Annotated in this window: 22 protein-coding genes; 15 read left to right on the top strand and 7 right to left on the bottom strand. The window is 66.2% G+C overall.

The window, feature by feature from the left end; translation table 11 throughout:
- Window positions 1-27: 27 nt before the first annotated feature.
- Window positions 28-405 carry a cupin domain-containing protein gene (locus U5914_RS05990; protein ID WP_336134850.1) on the top strand — a complete coding sequence of 126 codons (378 nt, stop codon included), beginning with the start codon at window positions 28-30 and terminating at the stop codon, window positions 403-405.
- Between the two features lie 22 nt (window positions 406-427).
- Here U5914_RS05990 and U5914_RS05985 read toward each other — a convergent pair whose 3' ends face one another.
- Window positions 428-724, bottom strand: coding sequence for a GYD domain-containing protein (locus U5914_RS05985; RefSeq protein ID WP_336134849.1), 297 nt, complete (start codon window positions 722-724; stop codon window positions 428-430).
- 164 nt (window positions 725-888) lie between these two features.
- Between U5914_RS05985 and U5914_RS05980 the strand changes: the two genes are divergently transcribed.
- Both U5914_RS05980 and hisB read left to right on the top strand, forming a co-directional pair.
- Complete coding sequence (locus tag U5914_RS05980) at window positions 889-2,916, top strand: DEAD/DEAH box helicase (RefSeq protein ID WP_336134848.1); 2,028 nt, start codon at window positions 889-891, stop codon at window positions 2,914-2,916.
- A gap of 629 nt (window positions 2,917-3,545) precedes the next feature.
- The gene (hisB, locus tag U5914_RS05975) at window positions 3,546-4,133 is read left to right on the top strand and encodes an imidazoleglycerol-phosphate dehydratase HisB (protein ID WP_336134847.1); all 588 of its coding nucleotides are present in this window, start codon (window positions 3,546-3,548) and stop codon (window positions 4,131-4,133) included.
- A gap of 6 nt (window positions 4,134-4,139) precedes the next feature.
- On the opposite strand, the gene U5914_RS05970 is transcribed toward hisB, so the two are convergent.
- Both U5914_RS05970 and U5914_RS05965 read right to left on the bottom strand, forming a co-directional pair.
- Window positions 4,140-4,361 (bottom strand): hypothetical protein, encoded by a 222-nt coding sequence (locus tag U5914_RS05970; RefSeq protein ID WP_336134846.1) that lies wholly within the window; start codon window positions 4,359-4,361, stop codon window positions 4,140-4,142.
- 300 nt (window positions 4,362-4,661) lie between these two features.
- Window positions 4,662-5,816, bottom strand: coding sequence for a thiolase family protein (locus U5914_RS05965; protein WP_336134845.1), 1,155 nt, complete (start codon window positions 5,814-5,816; stop codon window positions 4,662-4,664).
- Between the two features lie 255 nt (window positions 5,817-6,071).
- Between U5914_RS05965 and U5914_RS05960 the strand changes: the two genes are divergently transcribed.
- Both U5914_RS05960 and U5914_RS05955 read left to right on the top strand, forming a co-directional pair.
- Entirely contained in the window at window positions 6,072-7,385 is a 1,314-nt protein-coding gene (locus U5914_RS05960) for an ATP-binding protein (RefSeq protein ID WP_336134844.1), read from the top strand.
- Window positions 7,386-7,453: 68 nt separating this feature from the next.
- Window positions 7,454-8,278, top strand: coding sequence for an MBL fold metallo-hydrolase (locus tag U5914_RS05955; protein WP_336134843.1), 825 nt, complete (start codon window positions 7,454-7,456; stop codon window positions 8,276-8,278).
- Between the two features lie 25 nt (window positions 8,279-8,303).
- Here the strand turns inward: U5914_RS05955 and U5914_RS05950 are convergent, their stop codons facing one another.
- The 4 genes from U5914_RS05950 to U5914_RS05935 all read right to left on the bottom strand — a co-directional run bounded on the left by U5914_RS05950 (window position 8,304) and on the right by U5914_RS05935 (window position 12,395).
- Complete coding sequence (locus tag U5914_RS05950) at window positions 8,304-9,647, bottom strand: NHL repeat-containing protein (protein ID WP_336134842.1); 1,344 nt, start codon at window positions 9,645-9,647, stop codon at window positions 8,304-8,306.
- 85 nt (window positions 9,648-9,732) lie between these two features.
- Window positions 9,733-10,701, bottom strand: a complete 969-nt coding sequence (locus U5914_RS05945; protein ID WP_336134841.1) for a DUF5787 family protein — start codon at window positions 10,699-10,701, stop codon at window positions 9,733-9,735.
- A gap of 55 nt (window positions 10,702-10,756) precedes the next feature.
- Window positions 10,757-11,644 carry a winged helix-turn-helix domain-containing protein gene (locus U5914_RS05940; RefSeq protein ID WP_336134840.1) on the bottom strand — a complete coding sequence of 296 codons (888 nt, stop codon included), beginning with the start codon at window positions 11,642-11,644 and terminating at the stop codon, window positions 10,757-10,759.
- Window positions 11,645-11,717: 73 nt separating this feature from the next.
- Window positions 11,718-12,395 (bottom strand): haloacid dehalogenase type II, encoded by a 678-nt coding sequence (locus U5914_RS05935; RefSeq protein ID WP_336134839.1) that lies wholly within the window; start codon window positions 12,393-12,395, stop codon window positions 11,718-11,720.
- Between the two features lie 157 nt (window positions 12,396-12,552).
- On the opposite strand from U5914_RS05935, the gene U5914_RS05930 reads away from it, so the two are divergent.
- From U5914_RS05930 to U5914_RS05885, 10 genes are all read left to right on the top strand, one after another.
- A complete protein-coding gene (locus tag U5914_RS05930; protein WP_336134838.1) occupies window positions 12,553-13,776 on the top strand; it encodes a translation initiation factor IF-2 subunit gamma in 1,224 nt (407 codons plus the stop codon).
- Complete coding sequence (locus tag U5914_RS05925; RefSeq protein WP_336134837.1) at window positions 13,776-14,150, top strand: DUF188 domain-containing protein; 375 nt, start codon at window positions 13,776-13,778, stop codon at window positions 14,148-14,150. Before U5914_RS05930 ends, U5914_RS05925 begins: the two co-directional genes overlap by 1 nt.
- Window position 14,151: 1 nt before the next feature.
- Window positions 14,152-14,721, top strand: a complete 570-nt coding sequence (locus U5914_RS05920) for a DNA-directed RNA polymerase (protein WP_336134836.1) — start codon at window positions 14,152-14,154, stop codon at window positions 14,719-14,721.
- Window positions 14,722-14,919, top strand: coding sequence for a transcription elongation factor subunit Spt4 (spt4, locus tag U5914_RS05915; protein ID WP_332312759.1), 198 nt, complete (start codon window positions 14,722-14,724; stop codon window positions 14,917-14,919).
- Window positions 14,920-15,459: a GTP-dependent dephospho-CoA kinase family protein gene (locus tag U5914_RS05910; RefSeq protein WP_336134835.1), complete on the top strand. Its 540-nt coding sequence runs from the start codon at window positions 14,920-14,922 to the stop codon at window positions 15,457-15,459.
- Window positions 15,460-15,512: 53 nt separating this feature from the next.
- Entirely contained in the window at window positions 15,513-15,710 is a 198-nt protein-coding gene (locus U5914_RS05905; protein WP_336134834.1) for a hypothetical protein, read from the top strand.
- Window positions 15,711-15,798: 88 nt separating this feature from the next.
- Window positions 15,799-16,134: a 30S ribosomal protein S24e gene (locus U5914_RS05900; RefSeq protein ID WP_336134833.1), complete on the top strand. Its 336-nt coding sequence runs from the start codon at window positions 15,799-15,801 to the stop codon at window positions 16,132-16,134.
- Window positions 16,135-16,269, top strand: a complete 135-nt coding sequence (locus tag U5914_RS05895) for a 30S ribosomal protein S27ae (RefSeq protein WP_336134832.1) — start codon at window positions 16,135-16,137, stop codon at window positions 16,267-16,269.
- A gap of 3 nt (window positions 16,270-16,272) precedes the next feature.
- A complete protein-coding gene (locus tag U5914_RS05890; RefSeq protein ID WP_336134831.1) occupies window positions 16,273-17,889 on the top strand; it encodes a bifunctional N(6)-L-threonylcarbamoyladenine synthase/serine/threonine protein kinase in 1,617 nt (538 codons plus the stop codon).
- A 53-nt stretch (window positions 17,890-17,942) separates the two neighbouring features.
- On the top strand, window positions 17,943-18,218 hold the full coding sequence (locus U5914_RS05885) for a DUF5808 domain-containing protein (protein ID WP_336134830.1): 276 nt from the start codon (window positions 17,943-17,945) through the stop codon (window positions 18,216-18,218).
- Window positions 18,219-18,250: the final 32 nt, after the last annotated feature.

Raw genomic sequence — 18,250 nt, 5'->3', positions numbered from 1 at the left:
GTAGTGGTCGGTGTCGTAGGTGAGTGCATGACAGCATCCGAACCTAAACCGCTGATTCGCCGCGCGGACGAGATCGATTACGAGACCGTCGACGCCGCCGAGGGGATGCAGAAGGGCGTCCTCGTCGGCGCCGAAGACGGCGCGCCGAACCTCGCCATCCGCCGGTTCGTCCTCGAACCGGGTGCCGAGGTGCCGAAACACACCAACGACATCGAACACGAGCAGTACGTCCTCGACGGCGAGTACGTCGTCGGAATGGGCGACGAGGAGTACACTGTCAGCGAAGGCGATTCCCTGCACATTCCGGCGGGGACGGTCCACTGGTACCGCAACGAGAGCGACCAGCAGGGCTCGTTCATCTGTGCGGTGCCGACCGGCGACGACAGCATCGAACTGGTCAAATAGCGGCGTGCCGGCCCGATGCCGGCTATTCCATCCCCGCGACGACCTGTTCGTCCCACTCGGCCTCGGTGAAGGCCGGCAGCGTCTCGACGTTCGTGTTGCCCTCGCCGCGGAACCGGATCGCGGCGCGTGCGGCCGCGCCGTCGTCCGGATATTCGGCGACGGCGACCACGTCGTGGCGGCCGAACGTGTAGTACATCTCCCGCAACTCACCGCCGTACTCGGTGACCATCTCCCGTGCGGCCTGCCGTCGGTCCGGGCTTTTGTCCATCGTTTCGAGACTCTCCTCGCCGAGTTCCATCAGGTGAATGTACGTTGCCATCGTGGTCCCCTCCTGTCGGTGTCCTCCCCGACGTGCGGCGGGACGGAGAGGACAGTGTGTTACACTAACACACGCACGGTCTTATAAGACGGCCCCGCTGGGTGTGGCATCCGTCCACACCGATCCCGGACGACTGAAATACCCAGATACACTACAGACGCCCAGTGTCACAGCAGGTCGCCGACGTCGATACCCTCTTCCTCCACGAGGGTCGCGACGAGTACACCGTCGTCGTCCGCCGCGATGGCGAGCGACTGCTCCGCGGGCGACTCGAACTCAAGGAGACCAGCGCCGGCCCGCGACCCGGCCGATTCCGCGTCAAGGACGGCGACGACGAGGTGCCGCGCCGACCCGAACAGTTCGTCGAGATGGCTCGTCGCGCCCGTCGCATCCGCATCTCCGAACAGACTTCACGGGAGGGGCGGCGGGACCTCGAAGCGATGCTCGACGGTTACCAACTCGACGCCAAACAGGTCCGGACCTGCCGGTACTGCGCCGGCAAGGGTCGCTATTCGCCGCTGACCGCCGAGACGGCCATCGAGGCCGACGACGAGCACATCTGTCCGGACTGTGCCCGCCGCGAACTCGAACGGGAGGCCAACTACCGCGGCCTCCGGTCGGGCGCCCGGGACCGCCTCGAGGACCTCCTGCTCGAAGTCGGCGACCTCGAACGCGTCAAGAACCTCCTGTCGGGGCAACTCGACCCCGAACTCACGAAGTTCGACGAGATCAGCGCGACGACCGACGACATCGACCTCGTCTCCACGCGCGACCTCGACGTCCACGGCGACCTGAAATCGCAACTCCAGAAGTTCGACGAACTCCTGCCGGTCCAGAGTCTGGCCGTCGAAAACGGCCTGCTGGACGGCGACGACCAACTGGTCGTCTCCGCGACCGCGACCGGCAAGACGCTCGTCGGCGAACTCGCCGGTATCGACCGCGCGCTGAAGGGCGAGGGGAAGATGCTCTTTCTCGTCCCGCTGGTCGCGCTCGCGAACCAGAAACACGAGGACTTCGAGGACGATTACGGCGACCTGCTCGACGTGTCGATTCGGGTCGGTTCCTCGCGAATCCGCGACGACGGCAACCGCTTCGACCCCAACGCCGACGTCATCGTCGGCACCTACGAGGGCATCGACCACGCCCTCCGGACCGGCAAGGACATGGGCGATATCGGCACCGTCGTCATCGACGAGGTCCACAACCTCGGCGAGGAGGGCCGCGGCCACCGCCTCGACGGCCTCATCTCCCGCCTCAAGCACTACTGCGAGACGAACCGCTGCGATACGCAGTGGGTCTACCTCTCGGCGACGGTCGGCAACCCCGGCGAACTCGCGAGCAAACTCGAAGCCAAATGCATCGAGTTCGAGGAGCGGCCGGTGCCCATCGAACGCCACGTCACCTTCGCCGACGGCCAGGAGAAACTCGATATCGAGAACAAACTGGTCAAACGCGCCTTCGACTCGAAATCCTCGATGGGCTACCGCGGGCAGACTATCATCTTCACCAACTCCCGGCGGCGCTGTCACGAGATTTCGCGGAAACTGGAATACGACTCGGCCCCGTACCATGCCGGCCTCGATTACGGCCGCCGGAAGAAGGTCGAACGCCAGTTCGGCAATCAGGACCTCGCGGCCGTCGTCACCACCGCCGCACTCGCCGCGGGTGTCGACTTCCCGGCCTCGCAGGTTGTCTTCGACTCGCTGGCGATGGGCATCGAGTGGCTCAACGTTCAGGAGTTCGAGCAGATGCTCGGCCGGGCGGGCCGCCCGGACTACCACGACCAGGGGACGATGTACATGCTGGTCGAACCGGATACCACCTATCACAACTCGATGGAGATGAGCGAGGACGAGGTGGCCTTCAAACTCCTCAAGGGCGAGATGGAGCCGGTCATCACTCGCTACGACGAGACCTCGGCCATCGAGGAGACGCTCGCGAACATCACCGTCGCCGGGAAGGGCGCCAAACGCCTCAACGACCGCATGGTCGGCGAGGTGCCGACGAAACACGCCGTCGGGAAACTGCTGGAGTACGACTTCATCGACGGCTTCACGCCGACGCCCATCGGTCGCGCGGTCACCGAGCACTTCCTCGAACCCGACGAGGCCTTCGCGATGCTCGATGCGATTCGGAAAGGGAAGGACCCCTATGAGTTGGTTGCGGAGATTGAACTGCGCGACGAGCACTAGGAAACGTCGCTGGTTCCGTCGGTGGTTACTTATAAATCTAGTTTGGGACTGGCGTGACTACAAACAGCCGGAAAGCCCTCGGTCCGCTGGCGGTCGCTGCGGAGGATACCCTCGCTGCGCTCGGGTAGTGCCTCTGCAGCGACTCCCCCTCGGCGCCACCGAACCTCGCCCTTTCAGTCCTCCAGGACCGCGACCGCACAGCCCTGCCTTTCCCCGGGTCACGAGGGTCGCCGCGTAAGGCGGCGACCACTCGCTCCCGGCCGTGAGGCTATTTAAATGGCGCGCGCTGGCCGACCGCCGCGAGGCTTGCCCGAGCGGCGGTCGGGTGCCAGCGCGCGAGGGACGACCGACTGAGCGAAGCGAAGGAGGGAGTCGGTTGGGGAGGCGTGTGGCTGCGGTTGCGGCGCGGTCCTTGGCGGACTCGAAGGGCGAAGTCGGCTGGCGTTCAGTTTAGTCGCTAAGCGGGCTCTATCCGAGCGAGCGAAGCGAGCGAGGATATCCCGCTTAGCGACCGCCAGCCGGCTGAGGGCTTCGGAGGTGTTGTGGTCAGACGAGTCCCCTCACTCAAAAACGAAATCAAACAATCCTATCGCCGCAATCACCTTAAACGAGCGCGCAAATACACAGCCATGACCGACCGGACGGCGGCCGTCACCCGCGAGACGGCCGAGACGGATATCGAGGTGACCCTCGATTTGGATGGCGACGGCGACAGCACCGTCGACACCGGCATCGGCTTTTTCGACCACATGCTCGAAGCCCTCGCCAAGCACGGCCTCTTCGACCTCACCGTGCGCTGCGACGGCGATTTAGATATCGACGACCACCACACCGTCGAGGACGTCGGCATCACGCTGGGCGAGGCCTTCGAGGAGGCGCTGGGCGACAAGCGCGGCATCGTCCGGTATGCGGACCGGAAGGTGCCGCTCGACGAGGCCGTCGCCGAGGTCGTCGTCGACGTCTCGAGGCGGCCCCGATTCTACTTCGACGGCGCGTTCAGCCAGCCCTCGATTGGCGATTTCACCAGCGACATGGCCCGGCACTTCGTCGAGTCGCTGACGCTGAACGCCGGCCTGACGGTCCACGCGTCGGTCGAGGGCGAGAACGCCCACCACGAAGTGGAGGCGCTATTCAAAAGCCTCGCGCGGACGCTGGACGACGCGACGCGAATCGACGAGCGGCGAAGCGACACGCCGAGCACGAAGGGCGAACTGTAACGCCGATTACCGCACTTCTTCTCGGCTGTCGATGCCCCGATAGATAGCCATCGCGGTGAAGTAGACGCCGACGAAGAGCAGGAACCCCACGGAGAACATGGCGACCGTGCCGGGCGTCAGGTCGACGGCCGTTCGAGTCACGAGTACGGCCATCGCGACGGCGAAGACGACGAGGGCGAAGACCCCCGAGACGACGTAGACGCCGAGGTCGCTCTCCATCGGGTTCATCGCGTAAACGGACGGTCCAGTCTATCAAAACGCTGGCGCCCCGCTACGCTTTGCGAAACGGGTCTCCCCTTTCAGTAGTGGATTTCGTCCCATTTCTCCACGCATTTCTCACAGAGGCGACCGGTGAACCCATCGACTTCGTGGCGTTCGAGCCAGGTGTCCTCCCCACACCGATTGCATCTCATGAGCGGCAGACTCACACGACTCCCGGATAGTTAGATACTCTATACGGGCGTTTAACCCGCGGCTGTTGAACCGTACGTCGACGCAAAAATCGCGTGAGGGATGCGGTGTTCGCAGTTATCGCGCGTGGAACTCGATGGCTGCGCCCTGCCCGAAGCCGACACATTCGGTGGCGAGGCCGCGTTCGGCGTCGTCGCGCTTCTGCATCTCGTGGATGAGCGTCACGGGCAGGCGGGCGCCGGAGGCGCCGAGCGGGTGGCCGATGGCGATGGCGCCGCCGTTGACGTTGTAGATGTCGTTGTCGAAGCCGAGTTCGTCGCGGCAGTAAACACACTGGGAGGCGAAGGCCTCGTTGAGTTCGACGAGGTCGTAGTCGTCGGCCTCGGTGCCGGAGCGCTCGAAGAGGTTCTCACAGGCCGGGACGGGGCCGATGCCCATCACTTCGGGTTCGACGCCGGCGATGGCGTTGTTGCCGATTTCGGCGAGGACCTCGAAGCCGTGTTCCTCGGCGAAGGCCTCGGAGGTGACCAGTAGCGCGGCGGCGCCGTCGGTCGTCTGGGAGGCATTGCCCGGGGTCACGGTGCCGTCGGATTTGAAGACCGTCGGCAGTTCGGCGAGTTTCTCCGCCGTGGTTCCGGGACGGAGCCCTTCGTCCTTTTTGACGACGATCTCGTTACCCTCGTCGTCGTGGCCCTCGATGGGGACGATTTCGTCGTCGAAGCGGCCCTCCTCGGTGGCGGCGACGGCGCGCTGCTGGGACTGGGCGGCGTACTCGTCTTGGGTCTCGCGGGTCACGTCGTAGCGTTCGGCGACCTCCTCGGCGGTCATGCCCATCTGGAGGGCGGCGACGTTGTGGTACTCGTTGAGGCCGGGGTGGACCTCGTTGTTTTGGCCCATCTTCACGCGGGACATCGACTCGACGCCACCGGCGATGACACAGTCACGCTGGCCGGCGCGGATGGCGTCGGCGGCGTTGATGACCGCCTCCGCGGAGGAGGCACACCAGCGGTTGATGGTCGTCGCGGGCGTGTCCTCGCCGAGGTCGCTCATCAGCGCGATGACGCGGGCCATGTTGTTGCCCTGTTCGCTGCGCTGCTGGGCACAGCCCCACTTGAGGTCGTCGACGTCCTCGCCGGTGAGGTCGGTCTCCTCGAGGATGTGGTCGATGAGCGGAATCGACAGGTCCTCGGGCCGGACGTCAGCGAAGACGCCGTCCTCCTTGCCGAACGGAGTACGATACGCTTTTACCACGACGGGCGTGTTGTCACTCATACACTCTTTCATTATTGTCCACCTACGTTAAACCTGCTACTAAGGCGGGTTTTTCTTGTTAGGCTCGAAGCACAGTTTCTCTTATATTGTAAGCCGTCTACGACAGGGGTATTTATATTGCGAACCGAACGCGTGTCGATTCGGCCGCCCGTTCGGGGTCCTTCGGTGTGGGGTCACAGGGGTTCGCGGCGGCGGCCTCTCGAAAGATGGGCGTTTCGACGGCCTTATACCGTACGCGCGGTAATTTCTCGGAGAATGAGCAGCCCCGAGCTCGACGTCGTTGAGTTTCTGCTGACTGCGTCCCTCTACACCGAAAACCGGGACCTGGACGAACGGGACCTTCCCCCGCGCTACCGCCGCGTCTTCTGGGAGGACGGCGAGGTCGAACGCCCCCTGACCACGACCACGAACACCGCCGCCGCCGCGACCGGCGTCGAACGCCCGTGGGAGGCCGTCTCCGGCCTGATGTTCACCGACCGGGACGACTTCTCCGGGAAGATCGAGTTCACCGACCGTGACATGGCCGAAGAGTGGCTCTTGGAGCGGATTCCCGACGAGCGCCTCGCCAACAACCCCACGCTCGTCTACGCCTTCGAGGACCGACTGGAGGACGTCACCTACGAGGAGGCCCGCGAACAGAACCGCCCCATCCACGCCGACCGCGTCTGGATCGACTCCCTGCTCGAGGAGATGTTCGACGAGGACGAAGAGGAGATGCTCGACCTCGTCGACGTCCGCGCGCCCGAGGAAATCGAGATGACCCTCGAGGACCTCGTGTTGACCGACGACCAGGAACAGGAGATCCACAAGGTCGTCAAGGCCATCGAACACCGCGATTACCTCGCGGAAATCGGCCTTCGAGAGATCGGGAAACTCCTCTTCGTCGGCCCGCCGGGCACCGGGAAAACCTCCGTCGCCCGCGCGCTGGCACAGGACCTCGACCTCCCGTTCGTCGAGGTCAAACTCTCGATGATTACGAGCCAGTACCTCGGCGAGACGGCCAAGAACGTCGACAAGACCTTCGAGGTCGCCAAGCGGCTCTCGCCGTGTATCCTCTTCATGGACGAGTTCGACTTCGTCGCGAAGACGCGCTCGTCGGACGAACACGCCGCCATCAAACGCGCCGTGAACACCCTGCTGAAGAGCATCGACGAAATCTCGCTGATTCAGGACGACGTCCTCCTCATCGGGGCGACCAATCACCCCGACCAACTGGACGCCGCCGCGTGGCGACGCTTCGACGAAATCGTCAACTTCCCCAAGCCGGACCGCGACATGCGCTCGGACATCCTCCGCATCGTCACCCGGCGGATGGACGTCGACGACTTCGACCCCGACGAACTCGCCGAGGCAACCGAAGGCCTGACCGGCAGCGACCTCCGACTCGTCCTCCGGGAGGCCGTCCTCGACGCGCTGACCGAAAACCGGACCACCCTCACCCAGCAGGACATGCTGGACGCAATCGAGGACTTCGAGGAGCGGGACAACCTCAAGAACATGGACATGATTGAGGGCGACGCTGACGCGCTCGTCGCGGGCGGCAGCGACGGTCACGACCACGACGACTGAGTTCGGGGTTCCCGTCTTCGTCACCGGAACCGCGACTTTTAGGCGTGCGTCGACCCTCGAAGCCACCGATGGAGGTCACGCTACTCGGCACCGGCGACACGACGGGAACGCCGACGCCGAACTGCGACTGTGACACCTGCACCACGGCCCGCGAACGCGGCGTCGAGCGCTCGCGCTTTTCGGTCCACGTCCGCAACGAGCGGACCGACGAGTGCCTGCTGGTCGATGCCAGCCCCGATCTTCGACAGCAGTTCCTCGACAACGACGTCGCGCTGCCGGACGGGATTCTGGTGAGCCACATCCACTTCGACCACCTCGACGGCCTCGGCAACGCCTATCGACTCCTCGACGACGTACCCGTCTACGCCGCCGACGAGACCGACCCGGCGACCGACGAGAGCGTCGCCGAGACCGTCGACCGGAAGTACGACTACCTCGACGCAATTGAGGTTCGTCCGCGTTCGCCGTACGAGACCTTCGAAGCCTGCGGCTTCGAGGTGACGCTCGTCCCGGTCGAACACCCGCCGCTGGTCTGCTACGGGCTGGCCATCGAGGACCCTGAAACCGGCGCGAAGCTCTCGCTTTCGGGCGATACCAACTACGGCGTCGCCGAGCGCGCCCGCGACGTCCTCCGAAACCCGAACCTGCTTTTGGCGGACGGCATCGTTCCCGCGAAGTACTGCGAGTACCACCCGCTCGGCGGCGACCACGCCGACGAGGCGGGCGTCTACCGCACCTTCGGAACCAAGCACATGACCATCGAGGGCGCGCGACGGCTGGCCGAGGACCTCGATGCCGACGACCACCTGCTGGTCCACCTCTCCCATTACATCCCCGCCGAGGACGCCTTCGCCGAGGACATGGCCGTCGACGGCGAGACGTTCACGTTGTAACGGTCACATCGCCGACCGACGCGATTCAGCCGCGGTAGCGATAGCCGACGGCACCCAGCGCGGCGAGCAGGACGACGACACCGCCGGCCGCGAGCGGCACGAGGGGGATGCCCCCGTCATCGCTGGTGTTGGGGTCGTCACTGGGGAGGTTCGGCGCGAAGCCGCTCTCCGACGGGGCGAACGAATAGAGGTCGGCGGCGCAGTCGGCGATTTCCTCGTCGGAGAAGTTCGCGTCGCCGTGGGCCTCGACGGTCCCTTCGGCGCCGTATTCGCGCATGGTCGGGCCGTTGGACCCGGCGTCGCCGCGTTCGGCGTCGTAGGTCTCGTAGGGGGTGTAGACCTCCCAGACGACCTCGCCGTCGGGGGTTATCTCGACGGTGCGGTGGCCCATCCGGTCGCTGACGAGCGTGTTGCCGTTCGGGAGGCGGTCGGCGTCGCGCGGTTCGTCGAAGCCGGTCGCCGCCCAGACGCGGTCCCACTCCTCGGATGCGTGGTCGTACTCGTACTCGACGACGCGGTCGTTGAGGCTGTCGGCCACGAGGACGGTGTGTTCGCCGTTCGGCCCCCACAGGTGGTCGGGGTTGTGGTGTTCGTCGAGGATAGCGTCGTTGTCGTCCTCGCCGAGGGTCAACTCGACCTCCTTCGAGGAGCGGTTGATGAACGCGACCTGGTCGAAGTTTCGCACCGAGGCCATGAACCACTCGCCGGTGGCGTCGACGCGGTCGGATTCGCTGACGTTCACCACGTCGACGTCGTTGACGTGCGTCCAGTCGTCGGCGGGGCCGCCGCCGCTCTCGGGGAAGTGTTCGGGATGGTTCTCGAAGCGCCACTCCCACGTCGTCTCGCCCCGCGTGCGGTTGTAGACCAGCAGGCGTTCGTGGCCCTCGCCCTTGTCCGCGGCGACGAGTTCGCCGTCGTCCAGCAGGTCGATGTCGTGGGCGTCGGTCACCTGCGGGTTCGTCGAACTGTTAGGGGGGCCGTCGAAGTGCTTGGTCCAGACGTAGTCGTTGGTCTCGGGGTCGAGTTCGCCGACGACGGTGGCCCCGCTTTCGGTCGTGACGAAGATGACGTTCCCGTTCGGCAGGGGGTCGACGTCGTAGGCCCACCAGCGGCCGTTGGCCGAGGCGTTTCGGGCCCACTCGAAGCTCCCGTTGGGCCCGAAGGAGACCAGCAGGGCGGGCCGCTTCTCGTAGCCATCGCTGGTGAGGTGGGCGCCCTGTATGCTGACGAGCGTGTTCTCGTCGGGCTGGTCGGTCACTGTCCCGACACAGGGGTTGGGCCGGTCGTCGGGTTGGGCGGCGACGGCGGGGCCAAGGGCCAGCGACAGGACGAGCAGTACCGCCAACACGAGCGCGGGGCGGGCACGCATGGGAGACCGGTGGAATGGTGGGATAAAGAGTATTGGCTTACGGTGCGGTCGCGGTACGGCGGAAGCGGGGTGGACGCCTCTCCGTCTACTCCTCGCCGAAGCGGTCGAGGCCCACCTGCCGTCGGTCCCGTCCGTCGGGGTCGGGGTCCCACGGCGAGTGGCGGGCGCGTGCGGCCGCGGCGTCGGCCTCGGGCGGGTCGGCAGGGTCGTAGCCCTCGCAATCGACGCCACACTCCCGGGCGGGGTCGACGAACCGTCCCTTCCACGCACAGTACGGAAGCGCGTCGTCGGGGCGGAACTCGGGGGCGCTCGCTTCGGCCCGCTCGCAGGCCGGCAACGCGTCGGGCCGCCAGCCCTTGCCGTAAGCGCGTTCGGCGATGCGGCGACGGTATCGTGCCTTCTCGTCGGCCGTCACGGGTTCGATGTCGACTCGCGCGGGCGACTCGTCGAGGACCGCGATGCCGGGTTCGTCGGTCGACAGCGGCGTCGCCTCGCGGACGACCTCGAAGCGGCCTTCCTCGGGGAAGAAGCGCCAGACGCCGACCGCCTCGGGGATGCGGTTCAGGTGCGCGCCGGTGACGTAGGATTCGGTGACGAGCACGACCTCGTCGAACAGACCCAGCGAGACGTCCTTCCGCAACTGTAACCGCAGGTCGCCGGGGCGGCCGAGGTCCGGTTTGTTCTCGAAGGCCCGGAGGCCGCCGAACCAGTCCGGATAGCGCGCGGTCTGCCGGACGTATCGCCGGCCGTTGCGGCGTTCGGCGGTATAAAAGCCGATATCGACCGCGCGGTCGACGGCGTTTTCGGCGCGGTCGGGCGCGGCGTCGAAGGCGTCCTTCCAGTAGCGGGCGCGGCCGACGCCGACGTCGCTCTCGATGGCAAGGTCGGGAATCGCTTCGGCGGTGATGTCCGCCCGGGCCGAAACGTCGGGGCTGGGGCGGACTTCGACGACGTCGACGATGCGGGTGTGGCTGCCGAGTTGCCGGGCGACGAGGCCGTCGCTGTCGGCCTCGACGGCGGCACACATCGCCAACTCGAAGGCGTACTCCCGCACGGGTGATGGCAGGGCGGCGAGGGAGAAAAACGACGCGCTCGGCGGAGGGGCGGGGTTACAGGGATTCGCGCGTCGCGTCCACGACGGTCAGTTCCTCGTCGAGGTCGGCCACGAGACGCTCGTCGTCGAGTTCGATGTGGACGCGGAACCGCCACGGGTCCTCCGAGAGGACTTCGGTGTGGTCGTCGGAGACGCACCACTCCAGCGTCCAGAACGGCGCGGCGTTGAGGTCGATGCCGTGGTCCCGGTAGAAGGAGACCACTTCGGCATCGTCGAGGAGGGCGATGGTGACCGAGGTGGGGTCGGTCTGTCCGCAGCGCTGACACTCGTGTTCGATGTGGACGTCGTAGTCGACGAACTCTCCCGTCCGAGTGATGGTCATCTCCGTGCGGCCGTTGCAGGCCGGACAGACGCCGTCGGAGACGAGACACAGCAGGTGGCGGACACGCTGGTTGAACGCGTCCATCACCTCGTCTTTGGTCCGGTCCTCGAGGCCGCCGGGCGGGAACTCGCCGTCGGCGTGGAGTCGGCCGCAGTCGGCACACTCGACCCGGAGCGTCTCGTCGGCGTAGTGGGCGACGAGCGAACCCCCGCAGTCGACGCACTCGCCGTCGACCTCGACGGGGCCGAACTCGGGGTCCTGATTGAGGCTCCCCGAGAGGACGGCCTGAATGACCGCGCGGCCGGCCCCGCGGAAGTCGTAGCCCTCCTCGCACTTCCGGACGAACTGGCCGGTCAGCTTCTGGAGGTGGTAGTTGAACTGCGCGCTGTCGCGGGTCCCCACGCGGCGGCGAAGGTCCGAGAAGGACACGGGGCGTTCGGGCGCTTCCCAGAGGGCTTCGAGGATGGCCAGCCGCGTCTCGTTGCCGATGACCGCGAAGGCCTCGGCGGGCTGGAGACACTCCTCGCAGGCGAAGGCGCCCGCGGTTTCTGCGTCGCTCATGTTCGTTCCGTGTACCGCTACCGGCTAATAACTTGCCTCAACGCCGTTTTTGTAATATAGCTGTCAATCGGCGCTATCCGTCCATATCGAGGCGGTCGTCGAGCGCGCGGATGTCGTCGACGACGGCGTCGGGGTCGCCGGCGACCCCGTCCCACGGGACCTTCCCGCGGTCCAGCCAGACGCCGGTCATGCCCGCGTGTTTCGCGCCGAGAACGTCGTAGAACAGCGCGCTGACGTGGGCGATGCGGTCGATGGGCGTGCCCGTCCGGGCCGCGGCGTGTCGATAGATTTCGACGTTCGGCTTGAACGTCGCCACCTCGTCGGCGCTGATGGTATCCTCGATGGCGTCTTCGATGCCGGCGTGGCTGACCATCGAGGCGAGCATCTCGGGGTTGCCGTTCGAGACGACGTACGTATCGACCCCGGCGTCGTGGAGGCGCTGGAGTCCCTCGCGCACGTCGTCGAAGACGGCGAGTTCGTGGTATGTTTCGAGGATGGTCTCCCGCTCCGACTCGGGGAGGTCGACGCCGTGGGCGTCGAGCGCGTGTTCCAGCGCCGCGCGGTTCAGCGCGTAGAAGGTGTCGTAGGCGTCGACCTCGTTGGCGACCATCGTGTACATGAGTGACCGGGACCGCCAGTGGTTCGAGACGGGCTCGGGGTCGTCGACGACGTCGGCGAGGGCCTCCTCGACGGCCTCGACGTCGACCAGCGTGCTGTACGAATCGAGGGTGACGGTCTCGATGCTTCCCATGTCCTTGATTCACACACCGTTCGCCGTGACTGTTTGGGAAGCGGCGACCGGACGGCCGTTCGCGGCCGGGTCGCACGGTCGAACTCGCCCGCGTATCGGTGCCGAAGGTATAGTAAGCGTTATCAGGCGCACGGGAGGATATTCACGTCATTACTAAATGACGCAAGAACACCGACAACCGGAGGTGAACATCGGACTGGTTGGACACGTCGACCACGGCAAGACGACCCTCGTCCAGGCGCTTTCGGGCGAGTGGACCGACCAGCACTCCGAGGAGATGAAACGCGGCATCTCCATTCGCCTCGGATACGCCGACGCGACGTTCCGGGAGTGTCCGGACCTCGAAGAGCCGGACCGCTACACCGTCGACGAGACGTGCCCGGACGGCTCGGAGAGCGAGCATCTCCGTACGGTGTCGTTCGTCGACGCACCGGGCCACGAGACGCTCATGGCGACGATGCTCTCGGGGGCGTCCATCATGGACGGCGCCGTGCTCGTCATCGCCGCCAACGAGCCGGTCCCCCGCGCCCAGACCGAAGAACACCTGATGGCGCTGGACATCATCGGCATCGACAACATCGTCATCGCCCAGAACAAGATCGACCTCGTCGACCGCGAGCAGGCCGTCGACAACTACGAACAGATTCAGGAGTTCGTCGAGGGCACGGTCGCCGAGGACGCGCCCATCGTCCCCACCTCCGCCCAGCAGGAGGTCAACATGGACCTCCTCATCCAGACCATCGAGGAGGAGATTCCGACGCCGGACCGGGACCCCGAGGCGGACGCCCGCCTGCAGGTCGCCCGCTCGTTCGACATCAACCGCCCCGGCACGACGTACGAGGACCTCACCGGCGGCGTTCTGGGCGGGTCGCTCACGCAGGGCCGCCTCGAAAACGAGGACGACATCGAAATCAAGCCCGGCCGCGAAATCGAGGAGGGCGGTCGCTCGGAGTACCACCCCGTCGAGACGACCGTCCGGTCGCTGCAGGCCGGCGGCGAGTTCGTCGACGAGGTGACGCCGGGCGGGCTGCTCGGCGTCGGCACGGGACTCGACCCCTCGCTGACGAAGGGCGACGCCTTGGCCGGACAGGTCGCTGGCCCGCCGGGCAGTCTCCCGCCGACCCACGACGAGTTCACGATGGACGTCGAACTGCTCGACCGCATCGTCGGCGAGGAGGACGTCGAACCCATCAGCACGGGCGAACCGCTCATGCTGACCGTCGGGACGGCGACGACCGTCGGGTCGGTCACCAGCGCGCGCGACGGCGAGTGTGAGGTCAAACTCAAACGCCCCGTCTGTGCACAGGCGGGCGCCAAGATAGCCATCAACCGCCGCGTCGGCGCGCGCTGGCGACTCATCGGCGTCGGAACGCTTCGGTGATGCGCGTGGTGCTCGATACGAACGCACTGATGATGCCGGTCGAAGTCGGGGTGCGGACCTTCGAGGAACTCGACCGCCTGCTCGGCGACTACGAGGCGGTGGTCCCCGAGGCGGTCCTCGAGGAACTCGACAAACTGGCCGGCGGCCACGGCAAGGAGGCGACCGCGGCGAGCGTCGGCGCGGACCTCGCCCGTCGGGAGTGCGAGGCCATCGAGCACGACGCGGACTACGCCGACGACGCGGTGTTGGAACTCGGCCAGGGGGCCGACTACGTGGTGACGAACGACGGGCCGCTGCAAACGCGGCTTTTAGAGGCGAACGTTCCCGTAATTAGTTTACGCGGGAGCAACAAACTGGAACTCAACGAACCATAGCATGTACAAACGGGTACGACTCAAGGATACGGTTGAGGTGCCGCCGAAGCACCTCGCGGATGTGTCGCCCGAGCTGGTCAAGCGGTTGCTGCAGGACAAGCTCGAAGGACAGATGGACGAGAAGGTCGGCAGCGTGGTCTCCATCTCGGAGGTCCACGATATCGGACAGGGCGCGGTCCTGCCGAACCGGCCGGGCGTCTACTACGAGGCGGAGTTCGACGCCGTCACGTTCGACCCCCAGATGCAGGAGGTCGTCGACGGCGAGGTCGTCGAGGTCGTCAACTTCGGCGCCTTCGTCGGCATCGGGCCCGTCGACGGCCTGCTCCACGTCTCCCAGATTTCGGACGAGTATCTGGCCTACGACGAGGAGAACCAGCAACTGGCCTCGCGGGACTCCAACCGCGTGCTCTCGGTCGGCGACTCGGTGCGCGCACGCATCGTCACCAAGAGCATCGACGAGCGGAACCCCCGCGATACGAAGATCGGTCTGACGGCCAAACAGCCGGGACTCGGCAAGCACGGCTGGCTCGAAGAGGAACGCAAGCGCCGCGAGGCGCAGGCGGGTGATTAGATGGCCGACCGACTGGTGTGTCGGGACTGCCACCGCGTCCTCGAGGTCGACGAAGGCGAGCAATGCCCGGCCTGCGGCTCGAACTCGCTGACCGAGGACTGGGCCGGCTACGTCGTCATCGCCCACCCCGAGAAAAGCGAGATTGCGGCGGAGATGGAAGTCACCGAACCCGGCCGCTACGCGCTGAAGGTCAGATAGATGGCCGAGGTGGTCGCCGAACTCCCCGAGGAGATGCGGCACGAACTCAAAGAGCCGCTGGGCCCCGTTTACACGGAGGCCGAAGTGCTGCTCGCCGAGGCGACCGAACCCATCATCGCCGTCGGCGACATCGTCACCTACCACCTGCTGACGGCGGGCTATCAGCCCGACGTGGCGCTGGTCGACGGCAAGACCAAACGCGAACGCGTCGAGCGCGAGGTGCTGGACGCCATCGACGGCTTCGACCACCGGATAGAGGTCGAGAACCCGGCGGGGACGCTGACCGAGGAACTGCTGGAGGCGCTGGTCGACGCCATCGAACGCCCCGGCACCGTCGTCATCACCGTCGTCGGCGAGGAGGACCTCGCCGCGCTACCGGCCATCGTCACCGCTCCGGACGGCGCGTCGGTCGTCTACGGCCAGCCTGACGAGGGGATGGTGCTGGCCGTCGTCGACGAGGGCCTGCGCATCGAGTGCCGCAACCTGCTGGAGAAGATGGACGGCGACTACACCCGTATCGCGTCGATTCTCGCGCCCTGAGTTCCAGTCGCTGTTGCCCCAGCCCTTTTGCGTGCCGAGCGTGAGGCGGGTCTATGGACGAGGACCGCAAGGAGTGGGTCCGCGAATACTGGCCGTTCCTCGTCGGGGTGGTCATCATCGTCGCCGGGAACATCTACATTCAGGTGGTCTACGGCGAGGACTGGGTGCCCGGTGGGCCGCCGCTGGTGCTCGCGGTCATCGTCGTGTTGGCCATCGAGTTGGGGCGGTCGGCGTACGACCGACTGGCCTGACGGTCGTCGGTCGCCTCACCGGTTCGGCTGAATCCGCCGCTTCGAAATCCTTTTACGCGCTTCGAGGGAAAAAAGCGGTAACGTAACCATGGACGTCGAAATCATCGATGAAGACGAGAATCCGATGTTGCACCGAACGGACGTTCGGTTCCAACTGACCCACGAGGAAGCGACGCCCTCCCGCCTCTCCGTTCGCGACTCGCTGGCCGCAAAGCTCAACAAGGACGCCAGCGAGGTCGTCGTGCACACCCTCGATACGAAATACGGCATGCGCAAGAGCGTGGGCTACGCGAAGGTCTACGACAGCGCCGAGCAAGCCAAGGAGGTCGAACAGGAGTACATGCTCGAGCGGAACAAGATCACGGCCGACGAGGACGCCGAGGAGGCCGACGCCGACGCCGAAGCCGAAGCGGAGGAAGCCTAAATGCCCCGCCACGAGTACTATAACGACGACGGCTCCACCGACAAGGAGCAGTGTCCCCGCTGCGGTGACACCTTCCTCGGTGACTACGGCGACCGCCTGCACTGCGGCAAGTGTAGCTACACCGAATTCAAATAGGCCGTGACCCGCGTGCTCGGCATCGAGGGGACCGCCTGGTGTGCCAGCGCGGCCGTCTTCGATTCCGGAACCGACGCCGTTTCTATCGAATCAGACGCCTACGTCCCCGAGAGCGGCGGCATTCATCCGCGCGAAGCCGCCGAACACATGCGCTCGGCGATTCCCGCCGTCGTCGAAGACGCCCTCGACCACGTCAGAGCCGAGTACGGCGACCCCGCCGAAGCCCTCGATGCCGTCGCCTTCTCCCGCGGGCCGGGCATCGGCCCCTGCCTTCGCATCGCTGGCACCGCGGCCCGCGCGCTCGCTGGCGCGCTGGAGGTGCCGCTGGTCGGCGTCAATCACATGGTCGCCCACCTCGAAATCGGGCGGCATCGCTCCGGCTTCGACTCGCCGGTCTGTCTGAACGCGTCGGGTGCCAACGCCCACCTCCTCGGCTTCCGGAACGGCCGGTATCGCGTCCTCGGGGAGACGATGGACACCGGTGTCGGCAACGCTATCGACAAGTTCACCCGCCACGTCGGCTGGCAGCATCCGGGCGGCCCGAAGGTCGAAGCACACGCCCGCGACGGCGAGTACGTCGACCTCCCCTACGTCGTCAAGGGGATGGACTTCTCGTTTTCGGGTATCATGTCCGCCGCGAAGCAGGCCTACGACGACGGGACGCCCGTCGAGGACGTCTGCTGTGGTCTCCAGGAGACCATCTTCGCGATGCTCACCGAAGTCTCCGAGCGCGCGCTGTCGCTGACCGGCGCCGACGAACTCGTCCTCGGCGGCGGCGTCGGGCAGAACGACCGCCTCCGTGAGATGCTCGAATCGATGTGTGCGGAACGCGGCGCCGACTTCTACGCGCCGGAACCGCGCTTCCTCCGCGATAACGCCGGCATGATAGCTGTCCTCGGCGCGAAGATGTACGACGCGGGCGATACGGTTCCCATCGAGGAATCACGCGTCCTGCCCGATTTCCGCCCCGACGAGGTCGACGTGACGTGGCGCTCGGACGAGGCGGTCGCGAAACCGGTTCCGGCCGACGAGCGCGCGCAGGGCGCCGAGGCCGTCGTCGACCTCGCGCCGGCCGACGAGCGCGTTTATAAACACCGCCTCGCCAAGACCTACCGGCACCCCGAACTGGACGCGAAACTCAGGCGTCGGCGGACGCGGTCGGAGGCCCGACTGACGAGCGAGGCACGACGGCTCGGCGTCCCGACGCCCGTCGTCTACGATATCGACCCCGTCGAGGCGACGCTGGATTTCGAGTTCGTCGGCGAGTCGGACCTCCGGGAGGCTCTGACCGAACCGCACGTCGCGGCTGTCGGCCGCCATCTCGCGTTGTGTCACGAGGCGGGGTTCGTCCACGGTGACCCGACGCCGCGGAACGTCCGGGTCGCCCCCGAGGAGGCCGACGGCGGGCGGACTTACCTCATCGATCTCGGCCTCGGCTACTACACCGACGACATCGAGGACTACGCGATGGACCTCCACGTCTTCGAGGGCGCCGTCGGCGGGACGGCCGACGACGCACCCGCGCTCGTCGAGGCCTTCGAGGCCGCCTATCGGGAGACGGGCGACGAGCGCGTCGTCGAGCAGTTGCGCGAAATCGAGGAACGCGGCCGGTATCAGTAGCTTCGGTCGGCGTCCCCGGGGCCTATAAGTTCCGGCCCGCCCTATGTCCGAGCATGCCAGAGAAACCGCAGTCCGGCGAACTGTTCGGAATCCCGTATAACTTCGACAAGCCCTCGCTGGGGCGTATGATGTCCTCGTACTGGCAGCCCGACGAGGGGATGTTGGTCGAGAAGCCCTTCGGCGTCGGCTACACGCTGAACCTCGCCAACTGGCGGTCGTGGGTCGTGCTGGCGGTCGCAGGGGCGCTCTTCTACCAGCAACAGCAGTCCGGCTCCGAAAGCGAGGAGATGGAGGACGAGGAGCCGGTCGAAGTCGTGGTCGACGACTAGCGAGACCCCGAGCGTAGCGAGGGGTCTCGATT

The organism is Natronomonas amylolytica, from assembly GCF_037031205.1.
GTDB classification, from domain to species: domain Archaea; phylum Halobacteriota; class Halobacteria; order Halobacteriales; family Haloarculaceae; genus Natronomonas; species Natronomonas amylolytica.
Note: the sequence above shows the minus strand (reverse complement) of the source record. Positions and strands in the feature narration are given on the sequence as shown.

What these genes read in the sequence shown, in the direction of transcription:
- U5914_RS05990 (WP_336134850.1), top strand. Translation starts at nt 28, where the DNA reads ATGACAGCATCCGAACCTAAACCGCTGATTCGCCGCGCGGACGAGATC.
- U5914_RS05985 (WP_336134849.1), bottom strand. Translation starts at nt 724, where the DNA reads ATGGCAACGTACATTCACCTGATGGAACTCGGCGAGGAGAGTCTCGAA.
- hisB (WP_336134847.1), top strand. Translation starts at nt 3,546, where the DNA reads ATGACCGACCGGACGGCGGCCGTCACCCGCGAGACGGCCGAGACGGAT.
- U5914_RS05970 (WP_336134846.1), bottom strand. Translation starts at nt 4,361, where the DNA reads ATGAACCCGATGGAGAGCGACCTCGGCGTCTACGTCGTCTCGGGGGTC.
- U5914_RS05965 (WP_336134845.1), bottom strand. Translation starts at nt 5,816, where the DNA reads ATGAGTGACAACACGCCCGTCGTGGTAAAAGCGTATCGTACTCCGTTC.
- U5914_RS05960 (WP_336134844.1), top strand. Translation starts at nt 6,072, where the DNA reads ATGAGCAGCCCCGAGCTCGACGTCGTTGAGTTTCTGCTGACTGCGTCC.
- U5914_RS05955 (WP_336134843.1), top strand. Translation starts at nt 7,454, where the DNA reads ATGGAGGTCACGCTACTCGGCACCGGCGACACGACGGGAACGCCGACG.
- U5914_RS05950 (WP_336134842.1), bottom strand. Translation starts at nt 9,647, where the DNA reads ATGCGTGCCCGCCCCGCGCTCGTGTTGGCGGTACTGCTCGTCCTGTCG.
- U5914_RS05940 (WP_336134840.1), bottom strand. Translation starts at nt 11,644, where the DNA reads ATGAGCGACGCAGAAACCGCGGGCGCCTTCGCCTGCGAGGAGTGTCTC.
- U5914_RS05935 (WP_336134839.1), bottom strand. Translation starts at nt 12,395, where the DNA reads ATGGGAAGCATCGAGACCGTCACCCTCGATTCGTACAGCACGCTGGTC.
- U5914_RS05930 (WP_336134838.1), top strand. Translation starts at nt 12,553, where the DNA reads ATGACGCAAGAACACCGACAACCGGAGGTGAACATCGGACTGGTTGGA.
- U5914_RS05925 (WP_336134837.1), top strand. Translation starts at nt 13,776, where the DNA reads ATGCGCGTGGTGCTCGATACGAACGCACTGATGATGCCGGTCGAAGTC.
- U5914_RS05920 (WP_336134836.1), top strand. Translation starts at nt 14,152, where the DNA reads ATGTACAAACGGGTACGACTCAAGGATACGGTTGAGGTGCCGCCGAAG.
- spt4 (WP_332312759.1), top strand. Translation starts at nt 14,722, where the DNA reads ATGGCCGACCGACTGGTGTGTCGGGACTGCCACCGCGTCCTCGAGGTC.
- U5914_RS05910 (WP_336134835.1), top strand. Translation starts at nt 14,920, where the DNA reads ATGGCCGAGGTGGTCGCCGAACTCCCCGAGGAGATGCGGCACGAACTC.
- U5914_RS05905 (WP_336134834.1), top strand. Translation starts at nt 15,513, where the DNA reads ATGGACGAGGACCGCAAGGAGTGGGTCCGCGAATACTGGCCGTTCCTC.
- U5914_RS05900 (WP_336134833.1), top strand. Translation starts at nt 15,799, where the DNA reads ATGGACGTCGAAATCATCGATGAAGACGAGAATCCGATGTTGCACCGA.
- U5914_RS05895 (WP_336134832.1), top strand. Translation starts at nt 16,135, where the DNA reads ATGCCCCGCCACGAGTACTATAACGACGACGGCTCCACCGACAAGGAG.
- U5914_RS05885 (WP_336134830.1), top strand. Translation starts at nt 17,943, where the DNA reads ATGCCAGAGAAACCGCAGTCCGGCGAACTGTTCGGAATCCCGTATAAC.